This window comes from Nostoc sp. C052, assembly GCF_013393905.1.
Lineage (GTDB): Bacteria > Cyanobacteriota > Cyanobacteriia > Cyanobacteriales > Nostocaceae > Nostoc.
The window spans coordinates 274,570-291,716 of the sequence record NZ_CP040273.1; the positions used below are offsets into that span (position 1 = coordinate 274,570).

The 17,147-nt window shown below is 41.3% G+C and carries 15 protein-coding genes; 12 read left to right on the top strand and 3 right to left on the bottom strand.

The genetic code is table 11. The features are described from left to right. Positions 1 to 165: 165 nt before the first annotated feature. Positions 166 to 381, bottom strand: coding sequence for a hypothetical protein (locus tag FD723_RS33475; RefSeq protein WP_069071775.1), 216 nt, complete (start codon positions 379 to 381; stop codon positions 166 to 168). A 148-nt stretch (positions 382 to 529) separates the two neighbouring features. Between FD723_RS33475 and FD723_RS33480 the strand changes: the two genes are divergently transcribed. The 10 genes from FD723_RS33480 (at position 530) to FD723_RS33525 (ending at position 12,019) form a co-directional block, all read left to right on the top strand. Further along, complete coding sequence (locus FD723_RS33480) at positions 530 to 976, top strand: hypothetical protein (protein WP_179069565.1); 447 nt, start codon at positions 530 to 532, stop codon at positions 974 to 976. Further along, on the top strand, positions 973 to 1,485 hold the full coding sequence (locus tag FD723_RS33485) for a hypothetical protein (RefSeq protein WP_179069566.1): 513 nt from the start codon (positions 973 to 975) through the stop codon (positions 1,483 to 1,485). The genes FD723_RS33480 and FD723_RS33485 overlap by 4 nt, the downstream gene beginning before the upstream one ends. Positions 1,486 to 1,550: 65 nt before the next feature. Continuing rightward, positions 1,551 to 1,907: a hypothetical protein gene (locus FD723_RS33490; protein ID WP_179069567.1), complete on the top strand. Its 357-nt coding sequence runs from the start codon at positions 1,551 to 1,553 to the stop codon at positions 1,905 to 1,907. A 119-nt stretch (positions 1,908 to 2,026) separates the two neighbouring features. After that, on the top strand, positions 2,027 to 2,467 hold the full coding sequence (locus FD723_RS33495; protein ID WP_179069568.1) for a hypothetical protein: 441 nt from the start codon (positions 2,027 to 2,029) through the stop codon (positions 2,465 to 2,467). 3 nt (positions 2,468 to 2,470) lie between these two features. Beyond that, positions 2,471 to 2,761: a hypothetical protein gene (locus FD723_RS33500; protein ID WP_179069569.1), complete on the top strand. Its 291-nt coding sequence runs from the start codon at positions 2,471 to 2,473 to the stop codon at positions 2,759 to 2,761. Next, complete coding sequence (locus FD723_RS33505) at positions 2,761 to 4,302, top strand: hypothetical protein (protein WP_179069570.1); 1,542 nt, start codon at positions 2,761 to 2,763, stop codon at positions 4,300 to 4,302. The genes FD723_RS33500 and FD723_RS33505 overlap by 1 nt, the downstream gene beginning before the upstream one ends. A gap of 89 nt (positions 4,303 to 4,391) precedes the next feature. Then, positions 4,392 to 4,616 carry a hypothetical protein gene (locus FD723_RS33510; RefSeq protein ID WP_179069571.1) on the top strand — a complete coding sequence of 75 codons (225 nt, stop codon included), beginning with the start codon at positions 4,392 to 4,394 and terminating at the stop codon, positions 4,614 to 4,616. After that, positions 4,613 to 4,912 (top strand): hypothetical protein, encoded by a 300-nt coding sequence (locus FD723_RS33515; protein ID WP_179069572.1) that lies wholly within the window; start codon positions 4,613 to 4,615, stop codon positions 4,910 to 4,912. The genes FD723_RS33510 and FD723_RS33515 overlap by 4 nt, the downstream gene beginning before the upstream one ends. A gap of 1 nt (position 4,913) precedes the next feature. Beyond that, a complete protein-coding gene (locus tag FD723_RS33520) occupies positions 4,914 to 5,219 on the top strand; it encodes a hypothetical protein (RefSeq protein WP_179069573.1) in 306 nt (101 codons plus the stop codon). A 923-nt stretch (positions 5,220 to 6,142) separates the two neighbouring features. Further along, entirely contained in the window at positions 6,143 to 12,019 is a 5,877-nt protein-coding gene (locus FD723_RS33525) for a PAS domain S-box protein (protein WP_179069574.1), read from the top strand. Between the two features lie 266 nt (positions 12,020 to 12,285). Here FD723_RS33525 and FD723_RS33530 read toward each other — a convergent pair whose 3' ends face one another. Next, the gene (locus FD723_RS33530; RefSeq protein WP_179069575.1) at positions 12,286 to 13,152 is read right to left on the bottom strand and encodes an NmrA/HSCARG family protein; all 867 of its coding nucleotides are present in this window, start codon (positions 13,150 to 13,152) and stop codon (positions 12,286 to 12,288) included. A 130-nt stretch (positions 13,153 to 13,282) separates the two neighbouring features. Between FD723_RS33530 and FD723_RS33535 the strand changes: the two genes are divergently transcribed. Next, the gene (locus FD723_RS33535) at positions 13,283 to 14,200 is read left to right on the top strand and encodes a LysR family transcriptional regulator (RefSeq protein ID WP_179069576.1); all 918 of its coding nucleotides are present in this window, start codon (positions 13,283 to 13,285) and stop codon (positions 14,198 to 14,200) included. A gap of 294 nt (positions 14,201 to 14,494) precedes the next feature. Here FD723_RS33535 and FD723_RS33540 read toward each other — a convergent pair whose 3' ends face one another. After that, on the bottom strand, positions 14,495 to 14,752 hold the full coding sequence (locus FD723_RS33540) for an HAD-IIIA family hydrolase (RefSeq protein WP_179069577.1): 258 nt from the start codon (positions 14,750 to 14,752) through the stop codon (positions 14,495 to 14,497). Between the two features lie 400 nt (positions 14,753 to 15,152). Between FD723_RS33540 and FD723_RS33545 the strand changes: the two genes are divergently transcribed. Further along, on the top strand, positions 15,153 to 17,147 hold the full coding sequence (locus FD723_RS33545) for a DEAD/DEAH box helicase (RefSeq protein ID WP_179069578.1): 1,995 nt from the start codon (positions 15,153 to 15,155) through the stop codon (positions 17,145 to 17,147).

The following is a 17,147-nucleotide window of genomic DNA, read 5'->3' on the forward strand; positions in this document are numbered from 1 at the left end:
ACTCCACTATGACGATCATTGCACTAAGTTATTTTTGCATACTATAAAAGTTTATTTTCCTTGTGCTGTATAGGTTTGAGTCTTGTTGATTCCTCAAAAATGTTTAAGTACCCCTAGAAAAAAAAAGAGCGGTGTTAGCCCGCTCTTTGATCAAATACTGGCAAGTTATTCGGCTGTACTTTGTGCTTCAGGAATCAAACCCAACTGGTAACGGGCAAGAGTTCCTTGAAGGTGAAGCGCAAATCCTTTTTCCCAAAAGACGCGATGCATTTCTGACTCATTCCAGCCCTCCATTGCTTGAACTCGCTTTGCGGCTTCATACAACGGCTCTGGAATAGAAACTCCTGTCTGAACCATTTTTGGTGTAGTTTTCTTAGGCATTTTCTCCTCGACAATAACACTTACCTAACTTTACCCCTATAGTTCTATGTTTTTTCCGAGAATTTTTTCAGAATAATACCTTATCTATAGGGTTATAGATGTGGTATTTATGCTAATCTAGAATTGCAAAGATGTTACGGCTGTTTCTATGGCAGGAACAATTCTGAGGAACGAATATGAAAAAATTGTTGGTCAAGTTAGTGATTACACTTGGCCAAGAATTCTTCGTCGATTAGAAATATCTGATACCACCAGTGCCAAAGCTGGGGTAATTCTGCTGGTGAGAGCTTATGCTCAACTGAAGCTTTTAAATCCCAATCGCACCATTCGATTATCAGATGTTCAACGCTACGAATTTATTTGTTCAAACTTGCCACAATTGTCATGCAACGGCGCTCAACTCTTTGAAGCATTACAAAGACTAGAACCGCGACCATCCAAACCCACAATTTACAGATGGGGTCAAGAAATTGGAGTGCCATTTTCGGTAGATAAGATTTACACCGAATTTGAAATTCAGCAATGGGTCAAAAAAATTGCTTCTCAAACTAAATTCAAATTTCGTCAACCTAAATCAATTGGAGGCACTTCATGAACGATTTACAAGAACTTCTCATTGCTAATGGAATCGAAATGAGTTCTGAAGAACTACGCTTGTACTTACAAAAGAAAGACGTAGATCCCGATGCGATTACTGAGGCAGAAATTATTGCCATCTCTGACGAACTTGTGGCACTCAAAAAAGCTAGTAATTTAATTGTTTCTAGCAATGGTAAAACAGCTAAAAGTACCAAACGTACTGCCAAAACCAATAAAGCTCAACAGAGCATGAGTGATTATAAAACTTCACTTGCCAATCAGGCCAAGCAGTCGTTAGCAGAGATACAATCTTTTAATTCTGCAATTACCCAAGGGACACGCGAGTTTGCTCACAAAGAGGCAGTTGAAACAATCGAGACTTTAGCTAATGTTTCTAACGAGTATTTAGCAGAAGTAGCACAGTTCGCCAAAGAATTCCAGGGAGAACCAGAAGCCTTTTTTCGGTTCGGTCAGGAGATTACATCGCTCTATCTCTCTGCTAGCAATGCAGATGCGACCGAATAAATTCATCTTGGTAGCAGCAGTACTAAATCTGCTGCTATTAACCCTCGTTTTGGGCGTGGCAATATATGGAGCAACAAGACCAAACCCATCGCAAAGCATTAAATATTCACCTGAAGAAGGACGGGGAATTGAATCTGTCAGGGCTGACACTAGAAAATCTGACAACAGAAGAATTCCTGGTAGTCCAGCAAATTATTGATGAGTCGAGAGTGCGCTCGCAGTCCAATAGACAGATTGAGGAATTGATGCAACGGGGAATGATGGCTCAAACTGCGATCGCAGCTTTTACCATTCTGATGTTTTCATTCATGGGGATATATGGCATAACCCGATATATCGGCTCACAAGTTCAACAAGTTCAGCAGACTTATACACAGGAGTCAGGAGCCAGGAGTCAGAATTCAGGAGAACTGAATAGGTAGATTTGAAAAGTAAAAATTTAATGCTTTATAGTCTATTCATTCAGTACTACAATTTTTTATTCTGGCTCCTGACTTCTGACTTCTGGATTCTTTAATTAGTAGTTAGAGGGGAGAAAGGAATGTTAGGAAAATGGCTTCCTGGTTTATTTGGCGGTAAAGGTGATGGAGTAGTATCAACGGATTTAAGAGTTGGGGATGCTACCCAAATTGAGGGTAATTTACCTTCATCAATCCGCGATCGCTACACATTGCCAGCTTACACCACTGCACAGCAGGTTCTGGATGAAGCAGAAGTAGCTGGTACTCTAAAAGCACAGAAATGGCTGCACACTAAATTTTCCCGGCACAAGCTCAAGCAGTTGCAATCCTTGGCAGAGATGTATAAAAACCAGTTGGCATATTCTCAAGAAGCCATGAAGATTGAGGAGGATTTGCAGCGAACCAGGGCATTACATGGGGAGGCGGTGATCCGTCATGCCTTTGGTTCTCAAGAGCAGCAACGCCAGTTGGGGGGATATGAGAAAGCATTTGATGAAGTGGGAGATTCATTCCGATTTTAGGTTATGCAAAGTATCAAGCTCTCTCATATAGGATATGCAGTGTCTGGGGTTGGCTTTTCTATGTTTATGGGTTATTTATCCGTTGCCAGCCCCGTTAGTCGATACATTCTTTGGTTTATTGGCATAATCTCCATCTGCTGCATAGTTCTGGGGTTATTCAACTTTGGCGGTTTAGTCATTAAAGGATTCGGCTTTAACCGCAAAACTTTCATTATTGGATTAATGCCTGGAGTGATATTCCTGTTTGTGTTTTTGACTTTAGTTGCAGCCGGTGTTGCGTTGGGGGTGAGGTAATGGGATTTGAATTACAACGTCTAACTGCCAGTAGCGTCATTCATGCCGAACGGAGTATTTTATGTTCTTTAGGAGCAAGTGCAGTGTTATGTCTGTCTGCTCCTTTTTTCTTAAACACTGACCGAATAACAACCGGGATGCTGCTTGGTGCGGGAACTGTGAGTGCTGGCTTATTTGGGGTATCCGCCCAAATCAGCGAAAGTAAGGAAAAAGTTTACCAGTCTTTGCTAGAAGCTGACTTAAAAGCACTCAAACAGCATTTACAAGGTGAGGCTGTTTATGATTATGTCACTACTGCGATCGCTGCCAAACGCCGAGTTGCTGATTACGTGAATCGGCTACCAATGCAAGAGCGCCCCCGGTGGATTGCTGAATATCAGTTGCAAGGGTTGGTTACACTCCCAGAACCACCAGCGCAACAATCACCCTCACCGACTGGTATTCCCAATCCCGATATTGCTGATATTGATGAAGAATTTGTGCAGTCCGTGATTAATCCGGGTGCGATGAAAGTTCTCCAAGCGATCGCAGCTAATTATCCTGAGTACATCAGAATTGATGGTGCTTGGATTGATGAACTGTGTGATGCTGCATCTAATCAAAATATGACTCTTCGCAGTAATCACCATTTTTATCTTTCTGGCGGAACGCAGTCTGGAAAGTCTACGCTGGCTGGCGTGATTATCAATAAAATTGCTGCAAAATCTCAAAGCCCGGCAATTGTGATTGGCAGCGATCCAAAGGATGATGTCACCAGATGGTTGTGCAAGTTCAGCCGTAAGTTTGACGGCATGAAAGAACTAAAAAACTGGATTACCTTTGCCACAGACCAAATTGACAAGCAGAAAGCCAGAGTATCAATTGTTGGTGGTGAATGTCAGGGCGTTCCCGAATTATTTCTTGCTCAAGATGAGGTGGACTCTGTATTTGGTGGTGGCAAGGGACTTCCAGGAATGGTTGATGCTGATACTGCCAAAGATTTGCAGGGTTTTTGGAACTATATCATCAAATTCACTGCGGGGTTAAAGGGTCATGGTCTATTTATGGGCCAGTCCCCGCTCTCTGGGGAAACCGGATTTAGTCGCCCGTCCTTAAAGAACGTCTGTTTTATTGCCACAGGGCAAACATCCTCTTATATTCTTGACCATCCCCAAGACTTTGTAAATGTCAAAAAAGAGATTTTAGAGATGTTACGCCAAGCTTGCGAACTACTAGATAAAGCTGGTGTACGTTATGCCTTAGTAATTCCCACTCGGTCTAATCCCTTCGTTGCCCTAATCCCGGAATTTGATATCAAAGGTCTGGAACAAAAACAGGATTCCAAACCGAATGCTGACACTGTTAATAGTTCTAAAAATAATCAGCAATCCTCACAGCAGCAGGTTGACTGGTATCAAGAAATTAGAAAATGGGCAACAGGATTAGGAAGAAGACCGCATTTTCAGGAAATCAAACAGAAGTGGCAGGAATTAACGGGGCAAGAATTAAACGAAAAGGGGGTAACTCTATTACTAGAAAATCTCGGCTACCCAGACAATTAAACTGGATTGCTCGGTATGGTAATCCCAAAGAGTACAAGAAACAAGTAGCAATCGCTCACCGAAAAACTCACAATTATTGTGTCGTTTGCTTGACTAAGAAAAGTGAAGAAATCCATCACGCTTACTACGGCAACGACATCATTGGTCAATCTACATTTCCTACGTGCTACCGTTGTCATAATGAGATTTGTCATAGTCCAATTAACTGGATAAAAAGCCGTAGTAATCCTGTTTGGAGCAATCGTAATACTGACGAATTTATTACAAGATTGAGGCTGGGATATCAATTACTTTATGGAGGTGTTATTTGGTGATTAAGCTATTAATAAAGTATGCGCCTGATTACGTTGTGGATGCGGTTAATTCTATAAGCTTGGCAGAATTAGATAACCGAGGATTAATAGTGTGGGCTGATACAACGCCGCTAGAGCCACAAGCTGAAAACTCAGCATTTAATTTGGCTTCTCGTTTCACTGAAGTAACGCCTGATAATCTGCTAGAAGTTTTCATGACTATTGCTCAAATATACACAAACTACGGCGATTGTTTAGCCTTGAGATACTTGATGGAATTATCGGCAGAATACTTGGGATTAATTGGAGTTGAATAAAATGTATAACGAATACGACAATTTGAGTTGTGAAGAACAATTACACCTAACTGAATCCCTGATCAGACAGCGACATAATCAGCAGATGTTCTTGCGTCGAAATGCTCAACTTTTGCAGCAGGAGTTAGAGCTTGAAGCCGAACTGTTAGAAGAAAATCCAGAGTTAGCCCAGGTGATTCATTCTCTCAATATGCAGGAGATTCAGAGTAATCAGCAAGGGCTAGAGAATGTTTTAGGTTCAAAAGAATTAACCTCAAAAGAGCAAAGTGTTTGGAGTAAGTTTTTACCCGGACTCGGTAGAAGTTAATGTGAATTTGTTCAGTAAATCTACGGTTCTGTCCAAGTCAGAGTCTCGTAGAGATCATCTTGATTCTGATCTCGGAATTTTTCTTTAATAAGAATTATTATCTTTTTATTTAAAATATTAGAATTTCTTTATTATTTATGATTTGTTTATTTGTTTATAAGTTTAACTTGTTGGTACTTAACCCGCTTTTATCACTTCTGCCAGAAAATAATCAAAATCCTTACAGAATAAGACTTTTACAAAGAAACCTGGATGAAGTCATTCTATTAGAAAATAAACGCTTAAAGACTGGCTCTATATAGATTTGAAAATTTGGCTCTGATTTTTATTTTCCCAGACTGACCAAACAGGGTTAAGCACAAGATAGTCAAAAATATTTCATTCTATGTAGAAGTAGTTGTGTGGCTGTTGCTTAACTCACCAGGACAAACGCATCTAAAGTATGAGAATCCTTTAATACTTGGGTTTCGGCGTTTTTAAATTTAGGCAATTTTTCGCCAATATCCTTATCCAGCAAGGGTTTCAGAAAACTCGTGCATTCGCCCTGATACCCAACCTAAATTTAGAAGAAAGTAATAGTATTGTAAGCTCGACTGGCTCTATTTTTTCACAACGTTAGTATTTAAGCTAAAACTGTTGTGGAATAGTACTGTTATTTTTTTGAACTTCATTGAGAATCTCTGATGTCGAAAAGGTATTTGCCAAAAAGTAGGGGTCGAGCCTAAAGAAAACTGAACCTTTGTAAAACAAAATAGGGAAAAGTGAAAAAACGCTACTCGTATAATTTTTTTAAATTTGTTAATGTTATTTTTCGACAAACTAGACTGAGCTATTTCTTTGAACAGAATATTGGGAGATCGCTCCCTGTTGCCATTGGGATTAGCATTTCAATTGCAGTTTTATTGCTTTGGCAAAGTTTACTTGTGTATCAGCACGTTGAAATGATCCATTTAATTGCTCAGGAGACGACGGCTGTCAAAGCTGAATTAAGCAGTCGGCTTGACACGCGCATTCTCGCCTTAGAAAGGATGGCGAGGCGGTGGGAAGCCAGTGGAGGTACTGCTCGACAAGTATGGGAAGTTGATGCCGCAGCTTATTTGCGAGACTTAAAGGGATATCAGGCGATTGAGTGGGTTGATTCTACTGACCATATTCGCTGGATTGCTCCCCTAAAAGGTAATGAAGCGTTACTCAATCTAGACCTAAGCAAGAATGTCCAACGGCGAACTGCACTCTTAACTGCACGCAATCTTCGACAAACAACGTTAACTCGCAGCCTAGAATTGAAACAGGGTGGCAAGGGCTTTTTGATATTTATTCCTCTGTATGTTGGGGAGCGATTCGATGGCTACATTATGGGAGTTTTTCAAATACAATCGCTTTTAGATCGCATCTTGCCAGAACAACTTACCCAAAATTATGAGATTGCAGTTTTTGATGGGGATGAATTAATTTACAGGTATGGATCTACGTCTCTAGAAACTTCAATTTGGACACAGAAGGTAACTATTAATCTGCATGGTATTAATTGGCAAATTCAGATTATCCCTAGTTCAGCTTTATTAGAGCAAAAGCGATCGCCCCTTCCAACCCTTGTCCTAATTGGAGGTCTTTTCATCGCCTGGATTTTAGCGTTGGCTCTGTATTTTGCTCAAGCCGCTAAACGGCATAGTCGCAGTATTGAGTTCATCAACCAGGAACTCGCTCTCAAAATATCTGAACTTCAGCAAACAGAGATTAATCTCCAGTCAGCTATGACACTCCAGCAAGCCATCTTTGATAGTGCCAACTACACCATTATCTCCACTGATACAAATGGCACGATTTGCACTTTTAATGCAGCAGCTGAACAATGGTTAGGATATACTGCTGCGGAAGTGATTGGCAAAACAACTCCTGCCATCTTTCACAAACCAGATGAAGTTGTACAACGAGCAAAAGAACTATCGCAAGAACTCAATCGCCAGATTGCACCAGGGTTTGAAGTTTTTGTTGCGAAAGCACATCTGGGACAAATTGATGAGCGGGAATGGACATACATTCCTAAAGATGGTTCTTACTTTCCAGTATCGTTGTCGATAACTGCACTGTACGACCGGACAGTTAAGTTGACCGGATTTCTAGGTATTGCCACTAACATCACAAGACGTAAACAAACTGAACAGTCGCTACAAAACACACTACGGGAATTAGAATTTCAGAAATTTGCTCTGGATCAGTCAGCGATTGTTGCAGTCACCGATGAGCGCGGAATCATTACTTACGTCAATGATAAATTTTGTGAAATCTCTCAGTACACTAAAGAGGAATTGATTGGACAAACCCATCGACTGATTAAATCAGACTATCATCCACCTGCTTTCTTTAAGCAACTCTGGTCAACAATTGCTAGTGGCCAAGTTTGGCGAGGAGAAATTCAAAACCGAGCAAAAGACGGTTCTTCTTATTGGGTTGAGACGACGATTGTGCCCTTCCTAGATGATAATGGCAAACCCTTCAAGTATTTGGCAATTCGTTTTGATATCACTTCAATCAAGCAAACAGAAAAAGAACGCCAAGAAAACGAAGCAGCCATGAGATCGCTGTATGAGATTACAGCCGCTCGCCATCTTAGTTTTGAGCAGCGCATTCAGAGACTACTGGCTATGGGATGTGAACTATTGAATCTTGAATTTGGTGTTTTAGGGCGGGTACAAAATAGTCGCTATGAAGTCATAGCTGTCCAAGCGCCTAATAATACCCTAAATATTGGCGATGTCTTTGATATTAAACAGACTCTATGCTGTGAAGTTTTAGATACAGATGAACCTCTGACGATCGAACATACAGGAGCTTCTGTATGGAACAATCATCCTGCTTATAATACATTCCAGATGGAGTCTTACATTGGAGTGCGAGTTTTAGTCGCAGATGAAGTTTATAGCACTCTCAGCTTCTCTAGCCATACTCCTCGTACAGAAAAATTTAAATCTGCTTATCAAGAATTGCTCAAGCTAATGGCACAGTGGATTGGAAGCGAAATTGAGCGCCATTCGGCAGAGGAGACATTGCAAAAGGAACGAGAATTCTTGAAAGTTCTTCTTGATAATGTCGGCTCAGGCATTGTCGCTTGTAATTCTGAAGGCATTTTGACGGTTTGTAACCTAACCATACAGGAGTGGCACAAGGAGAACATTTTACTCGAACAACTTATATTACCTGAACAATGGGCGCAGCACTTCAATCTCTATCTGCCTAATACTAAAACTCTCATGCCAAAGGAGGATATTCCACTTTTTCGAGCTTGGCAAGGAGAGGAAGTCCATGATGTAGAAATAGTAGTAACTTCAAACTATGGAGAAACACGCTTTTTGAACGCCAATGCACAACCCATTATCGATGCTCAGGGACGACAACTAGGTGCAGTTTGTATCTTACATGATATTAGCGATCGCATTGCCTCAGAATCCGCTTTGTTGCAGAGTGAATCCACCCTTCGCAGCTTTTTCAACAGTGGCGCAATGATGATGGGAATTGTAGAGTTACATGACAATAATCTACTCCACCTTTCAGATAATTTAACCGCAGCACAGTTTTTTGGTACTACCCCAGAGGCATTAAAAAATCAATTTGCGACTGACTTGAGAGTAACAGCAGCGTACTTGAACCTCTGGATTGATCACTATCGGCAAGCTATCCAGACTCAAGCTCCGGTAAAATTTGAATATTCACACGAAACTCCTAACGGTCAAAAATGGCTATCTGCCACCGTTTGCCCGATTGAAAGCCGCCCTGATGGGCATCCCCGACTATCATACATAGTTGAAGATATCAGCCAACGCAAACAAGCTGAAGTTGAAATGCGGCAAATGAGTGCTGCCTTAGAAAATGCAGTAGCAGGAATTTCTCGGCTTGATCCACAGGGACGCTACATAGCCGTAAACCCAGCTTACGGAAATATCACAGGCTACCAACCTCAAGAGATGTTAGGTATGGAGTGGCAACGAACGGTTTATCCTGACGATCTGGAAAGCTTGATCGATGCGTATGATCAAATGCTCAGGAATGGCAGAGTCGAAGTTGAAGCCAGAGGAATTAAAAAAGACGGGACTATTTTTTATAAGCAGCTGGTGATGATTTGTATTTACGATGAACAGCACCAATTTGCTGGGCATCACTGCTTTATGAAAGATATTACCGATCGCAAACAAGTTCAAGAGGCACTGCAACGACAACTTCAACAAACTCTTCTGCTCAAAAAAATTACTCAGCAAATTCGTCAAAGCTTGAACACCAAAAAAATCTTTGAGACAGCTGCTATTCAAATTGGACTAGCATTCCAAGTGGATCGTTGTTTAATTCACTCTTACATTAACGATTCCAGTCCCCGGATTCCTGTAGTTGCAGAGTATGTTCTGCCGGGTTACAGTTCCATACTAGAATTTGAAATTCCCATCGCTGGCAATCCTCATGCCGAGAAAATCATCGCACAAGAACGAGCCATCGCTTCAAATGATGTGTACGCCGACCCTTTACTTAAAAATGCCCAATCAATTTCTCGTCAGATTCAATTAAAGTCAATGTTAACTGTCCGCACCTGCGATCAAGGGAAACCAAATGGAATCATAGCGATACAACAATGTAGCCATTTTCGCTCATGGACTCAGGAAGAAATTGAATTATTAGAAGCAGTTGCCGATCAACTCGGTATTGCTTTGGTACAAGCAGGTTTGCTAGAGCAAGAAACCCAGCAACGAGAAGAACTCACCTCGAAAAATTTTGCACTGGAGCAAGCAAAACATGAAGCGGAAGCTGCAAATCGGGCAAAAAGTGAATTTTTAGCGATGATGAGCCATGAAATTCGCACTCCAATGAACGCTGTTATCGGTATGACAGGGCTACTGCTCGATATGGAACTGAATCACCAACAACAAGACTTTGTAGAAATTATTCGCACTAGCAGTGATGCCTTGTTGACTCTCATTAATGATATTTTGGACTTCTCTAAGATTGAGTCCGGTAAATTAGATTTAGAAGAACACCCTTTCAACCTCCGCTATTGTATAGAAGAAGCCTTAGAATTACTAGCTTCTCAAGCTGCTGCTAAAAATCTGAATTTAGCCTACTTAATTGATGCCCAAACCCCAAGCATAATTGTCGGGGATGTAACACGAGTGCGACAAATACTTGTAAATTTGATTAGTAATGCCATCAAATTTACCCACAATGGCGAGGTTGTCGTCTCTGTAATGCTCAATCAAGCAATTAGCAAAGACAAATACGAAATTCAATTTGCTATTAAAGATACAGGTATTGGTATGTCCCTTGAAGGGATAAATCGCCTATTTAAACCTTTTAGCCAAATTGATGCATCGACGACTCGGCAATATGGCGGTACCGGATTGGGTTTAGCAATCAGCAAACGATTGTGTGAACTGATGGGTGGCTCTATCTGGGTTGAGAGTTTTCTAGGAGTTGGTTCTACATTTTATTTCACGCTACTGCTTCACTCATCTCATAGTTGCGAAATTGTTGATGTTGAATTTATTCAAGAAAATTTAATTGAAAAACACCTGTTAGTGGTTGATGTCAATGCAACCAACAGAGAAGTAATTAGGTTACAAGCTTCTAATTGGGGAATGAGAGTTCACTCAGTGGAATCTGGTTTGCAAGCTTTGGAATTGATTAATTCCGGTGAGCAATTTGATATTGCAGTATTAGGTATGCAGATGCCAGATATGGATGGTTTAACTCTGGCAGCACATATTCGCTCTTTACCAAGCTGTCAAACTCTACCTTTAGTAATGCTGAGTGACCTTGAAAGAGTAATCCAGATAGAGCATGAAGAAAAACTAGGCTTTGTGGCTGTGCTGAGTAAACCAATTAAGCGATCGCATCTTTATAACGTATTTACCCATGCCTTATGCGAACAACAAATTTCTTTGTTACCTACAAAATCATTTCCACCAGCCTTTGATTCTCAGTTAAGTCAAAAGTTGCCATTACGAATTCTGTTGGTGGAAGATATTTCTTTAAATCAAAAGGTAGTTATACAGATGCTACAGCGCATGGGTTATCGCGCTGACATAGCAAATAATGGATTAGAAGCACTGTCAGCTTTACGCCAACAACCCTATGATCTAGTATTCATGGATGTACAAATGCCAGAAATGGACGGGTTAGAAGCGACTCGAAGAATTGGTCAACAATGGTCAGATAACAGCCGACCTTGGATTATTGCTATGACCGCCCATGCCATGCAGGGCGACAGGGAAGAATGCCTCAGTGCCGGAATGAATGACTACATTAGCAAACCTATCCGCATGGAGACTCTCGTTCAAGCTTTCAACAACTATCAAATTTTGCACTCATCAGCTAATAAAAATCAGCAATTAACACTTTCTGCCGAAACAGATGAGCAACTTTTTCTAACTGAAATCAAACAAGAAGTGATCTTAATTCCAGCTATCGATGCGGAAGTATTTCAAGCCTTAAAAGATTCGCTAGGCGATGATATTGAACTTTTAGCAGAAATTATTGATGACTATTTGAAAGATGCCCCACAAAGATTAGTTGCCATTCATAACGCAATTGACAAAAAAGATGCTGCTGAACTTCTTAATTCTACTCATGCTTTTAAATCAGCAAGTCTGAATTTCGGTGCTAATAATCTTGCCAAACTATGCCAAGAATTAGAAGATATAGGTCGTACTGGTACTACACTCACTGCTTCTACTATATTTTCAGAACTTGAAACCGAGTTTCAAAGGGTAGAAGCGGCTTTACAACTAGTAGTTCGCTTTCGTGACTTGGCGGGGTAAAGGGTAAGGGGGAAGGGGGAAAGGTTTCAAATCCCTTACCCCTTTCCCCTTTCCCCTTTCCCCAGTCCTCACAAGCGCATTTTTGGGTTGGCAGACTACTAGTACAGTTTGGGCTAATCTCTGAACAATAGACAACTCTTTATCGCTACTTTTGTTTCCGAGGGTATAATATCCTCTGACCTTCCCAGACTCAGTAAAACCTCACAAAAAAACTTTCATCATTTATCAACCTGTTGACTCAACATCCAAGGTAGTTTCAGCGAGTTTTACCAGCCGCGATCGCGCAAATACGATTCAAAGTCGGTCAGCTTAGAAAACTCACGTTGTAACTGCACCAAATCTGCTGCGTAGCCAATCCGCTCAAACCAGCGATACATAATGGTCACTTCCTCCCCAGCTTGCTGCTCAAACGCTTCAAACGGAATTTGCTGGTATTCGACGGTTTTGCCCAACACACAGCTGAACGCGGCAGCGATTTCTGGCATGGTCATCTCCACACTGGCGACTTCGATTTCGCGGTTCAAGAACTCGGCGGGGCGATCGAATACCTCAGCGACCATTGCTCCGTAATCTTCTTCAGAAAGTTGCTGCAATTTTGTTTCAGGACTGAGCGGTTGGGAGAGCGTGCCCTGCTCCACCATTGGACGCATTGAGGCGTAGTTGTAAAAGAAGAAAACTGGACGCATGATTGTGTAGGGCAAGCCCAGCGATTGAACGTACTCTTCGACTTGAAATTTACTGTCGAAATGGGGAATGCCCGTGTTGCGTTCGGCGCTGCCCACAGAACTGTAGACGAAATGCTCGACACCTGCCGATGAAGCTGCGTCTGCAACGCTTTTACCATCTTGGATCTCGGCTGATAATCCGCCTTCTTTGAGAAAAGTCTGCAATGAAAAAACACCATAAGCACCTTGCAGAGCGCGATCAAGCGACGCGCGATCCCTGAAATCTCCGGCGACGAGTTCTGCCCCCGCTTGTTGGAGTGCATGAGCAGCGGACTTGTTTGGATCGCGCACAAAAGCACGTACCTTGAAGTTACCGCGCTTTAAAAGATGACGCGCCACTGCGCCACCCTGATTGCCCGTGGCTCCGGTGACTAAGATAATTTTTTCTCCTGTTGTTTGCTGTGTCATCTCTGTTTTTTTAATGCTGTTTGTGTATTTGAAATTTATCTTGTCTAAACAGTAGCTTGTGCAGAAAAAAAGAAAAAGTAGTTAAAATTCAAAACAGTTGTGCAAAAAATTCAAAGATGCGTTTCGGTTAATGGACAAGCTCAAAAGCCTGATGATTTTTATCCGCGCCGCTCAATCTGGCAGCTTTTCGGAGGCAGCACGACATTTAGGTATGGCTCCTTCAGCCGTGAGTCGAGCCGTATTGCGCTTGGAAGATGACTTAGGGGTGCGCTTGCTCCAGCGAACAACTCGCAGTTTGACCCTGACCGAAGATGGCAACCGATTTTATCAACGCTCTGAGCAAATTCTCAACGATTTGGAAGAAGCCGAACTCGAAGTCAAACAATCGCAATCAATGCCGCTCGGAACATTGCGCCTCGATCTGAGCTTTGTGTTTGGCAAAATACATATCGCTCCGGCTCTGCTGCAATTTGTCACACAATATCCAAAGCTAAATCTGAATGTTTCTTTTAACGATCGCGTGATCGATCTGATTGAGGAAGGCATTGACGCGACAGTGCGGATTGGAATGAGCAGTGATAGCCGTTTAATCATGCACCATCTGGCAACTGCACGCTACATCACTTGTGCCTCACCGCAGTATCTCGCTCAGTATGGCACGCCCACAATACCCACAGAACTTTTGCAGCATCGCTGTGTCAACTTTATCTATCCACAGACTGGGCGAGAGCCTAAATGGAAGTTTGAACAAGATGGAAAAGCGATTGACCTTTGTGTTGAGAGTTATCTGCGATTCGATAATTCAGAAGTCATTTTAGAGGCAGTCATTCAAGGAGCCGGTATAGTTCAATTTCCCAAATTTATCGCAGCCAAAGCGATCGCGCGTGGAGACCTCCAACCAATTCTTCAATCCTACGCGACCCAAGTTGGATTACCGATCTCCGTGTTGTACCCGCAAAAACGCTATCTCTGTGCTAAAGTTCGCGTCTTTGTTGAGTTTATGACAGAATTAATGGCTGCATTAAAGCGAGTTGATATTGTAGATTGAAAGCTATTTATTTAGAGACAGTGGTTGCGTTGAGTCCATTACTTTTCCCTTTTCCCAAGATTGTTTGTCCCTTGTGTCACATAAGATTCTTCTTCTGAGTATCATCAGCAATATCGAAAGAAGCATGGACGAGCATCTTACAGGATAGGCTAATCTTTCACTGGATTGAGGGGATGTTAAAAGCCGAATGCTGTAAATCCCCTTACTTGCTATACATATCAGGGAACTTTGCTTGAAGTTTAGCTAGCTTCGGCAAGTCATTCACTACCACATAGCGATCGCTCGGATGATGCACTATATAATTCTGATGGTATGCTGCGCTTTTTCTAATATTTCATTCAATCGCGCTTCCACTCCCGCCAAGGCAGATTCTGGGAAATAATCCCGTGCTACTCCCGACTGGTTAGTAATCACAATTAATTTATATCCAGCTTTGCTAAGTATTTGTAATCCTTCAATAGCACCGATTTTCATTTCGATTAATTGCGGATCAACGTTGTTTGGTACATTTTCGATTAAAGTGCCATCTTTATCTAGAAATATCGCCGGCATTTGAGATTGCGAATTTAATTTGTTAGTTCGATGCCAAATTTTCTGATTTTCCAAGAAGTATATTTCCCCATCTTAAATCTAATACCACTTGCAAAAGACGACAACAGCGTTGCCGCGTCTCCCGTGAGCGCTCGCGTCCAGCATTATCGCACAGTATAAAACTCGCCAATATAATAAAGCAAGTATAGTCATTAGAACAGTGGCGAGATTTGATATGGAGTGCATCACTTCCAGGTTATTATCTTTATAATTTGCTCTTGATGAAGTAAAATCGCATCCATTCAACTCAAAACATCTTTACTACTTTTAGAATTGAGATTTTCGGTATCTTAACTTGAAGAGCTTGTGGCATAATGAGCAATATTCCCACGGGAGAAAAATCATTGTTGAGGTAGATAAAATGCCTGTTACCTACGAACTTAGAGATTATCAACATCAGTGGATAAAAGATATTTGGAATTCTTGGGAGAATGGTAATAGGCGAGTGCTTGCACAACTCCCGACAGCCGCCGGAAAAACGGTGTGCTTTGCACATATTTCTCATAAATTCTTTGACCAAGGAAAACAAGTTTTAGTCATTGCCCATCGGATTGAGTTGATATCTCAAGCTGCCGAAAAGCTAGAGCAAATTATCGGTGAACCAGTTGGGATTATCAAAGCAGGTGTTCTGGCTAATCCCGAACGGAGAATCCAAGTTGCTAGCGTTCAAACGTTGAGCAGACGAGAGGTATTGGATTTGCCAATGAACATTGGACTTTTGATATTAGATGAAGCGCATCATGCAACTGCTTTATCTTATCGGCGATTAATTGAACATTATGAAAGCGCCCAGATATTAGGTGCAACTGCCACTCCTCAGAGGATTGACGGTCAAGGTTTTGTTGATTTATTTGATGATTTGGTTATTGGCATTGACACGGCTTACTTAATTCAATCTGGGTATTTAAGTAACTTTCGATTATTTGCAACGAATCAAACTATTTCGACTCTTGGAGTTGCAAAGTCTCGTGGGGATTTTAGAGCCAAAGAGTTAGCGGTTGCCGTCACTAGCCAAATTGGGGTTAGCGAAATCCTTGAGAATTACTTTAAATATGCACGAAATCTTCGTACAGTTATTTTCGCCTGTAGCTTAGAACATTCTCGTGCCCTGGCTGCGGAGTTTTCTCGTAATTATATTAGTGCCGAACATTTGGATGGGAAAACTCCCCCACAAGAGAGATTAAAAATATTGCAGCGTTTTCGCAATGGCACTACCCAAGTAATTACTAATTATGAAATCTTAACCGAGGGCTTTGATTGCCCTAATATTGAGTGTGTCTACTGTGTCCGTCCAACTGAAAGCTCTACTCTCTGGCTACAAATGCTGGGACGAGTTCTAAGAACTTACACTTTAAAACCAACTGCGGTGATCATTGATATTACCGATAATTGGAAAAAACATGGGCTTCCTGATGAAGCCCGCAAATGGAGTTTATTGCCTGAAACTATATCAGAAATACAAAATAAAGGTTTAATTCAATGTGAGCATTGCACCCATATTTTTAAACCGCTAACTCATGAATTAGCTAATTTTAATGCCGAAGTTGACGAGGATGGAGTGGTGATTCAACATCACCAAGCTATTTGTCCAAGCTGTGGTGAAACGATTGATTTTACAACTATTGAAAATCCTGCAAAGCCAAGTTTTAGCAGAATTCGACTTAGGCAGGGTTTTAGCCTTTCACTTACAGAAATTGACCTTTCTGTTTCTACTTACAGATTAGACTTAGTTACTGATACCCTAAAAAAGCAAGGTTTACGGGGTGCAAGTCCCACTAAAATTTATAGCGCCATTTTCATCGCTTTTATTGAAAATATTACTAAATTTACTCTTGGTGATTGGCGCGAAATCGTTAAAATTGTTGAGCCATCCCAATCCGCAATTACCAAAAAAGCATGGGAACTGTACAAGGAAGCTTTTGAGCGACATAAGAACCGCATCTTGGCTATGTCTTTTGTCGAACAGAAAAAGCTAAAACAACAAGGCAGTACCAATGTGGCGACAATAGAAGCTCTTGGGCAGTTGGAGAATAGTATATTCTGGGAACCAAAACCACAGGAAAAGTCATCTAAGTTCAAAAAGAATTTAGGCGATAGTTATTTTAAAATGAAGTACAAATCACAATGGAAAGAATCCTTAACTTACTGTTCAATGCTAACAGGTGATTTTTTAAACATAAATGCTGGACTATTCCATGTGGAAACTAAAGATGTATATGTAAATATCTGTATTGAGGTTAGAGAACTTCCTGGGCTGAAATCCAAATTAACAGAGATTTGTGATCCCGCAGAGATTGAATATGCCTTTACCCAGGGGTTTGGCAAGCTTGCTAAGATCATGTTCCGGTTAAGTTAA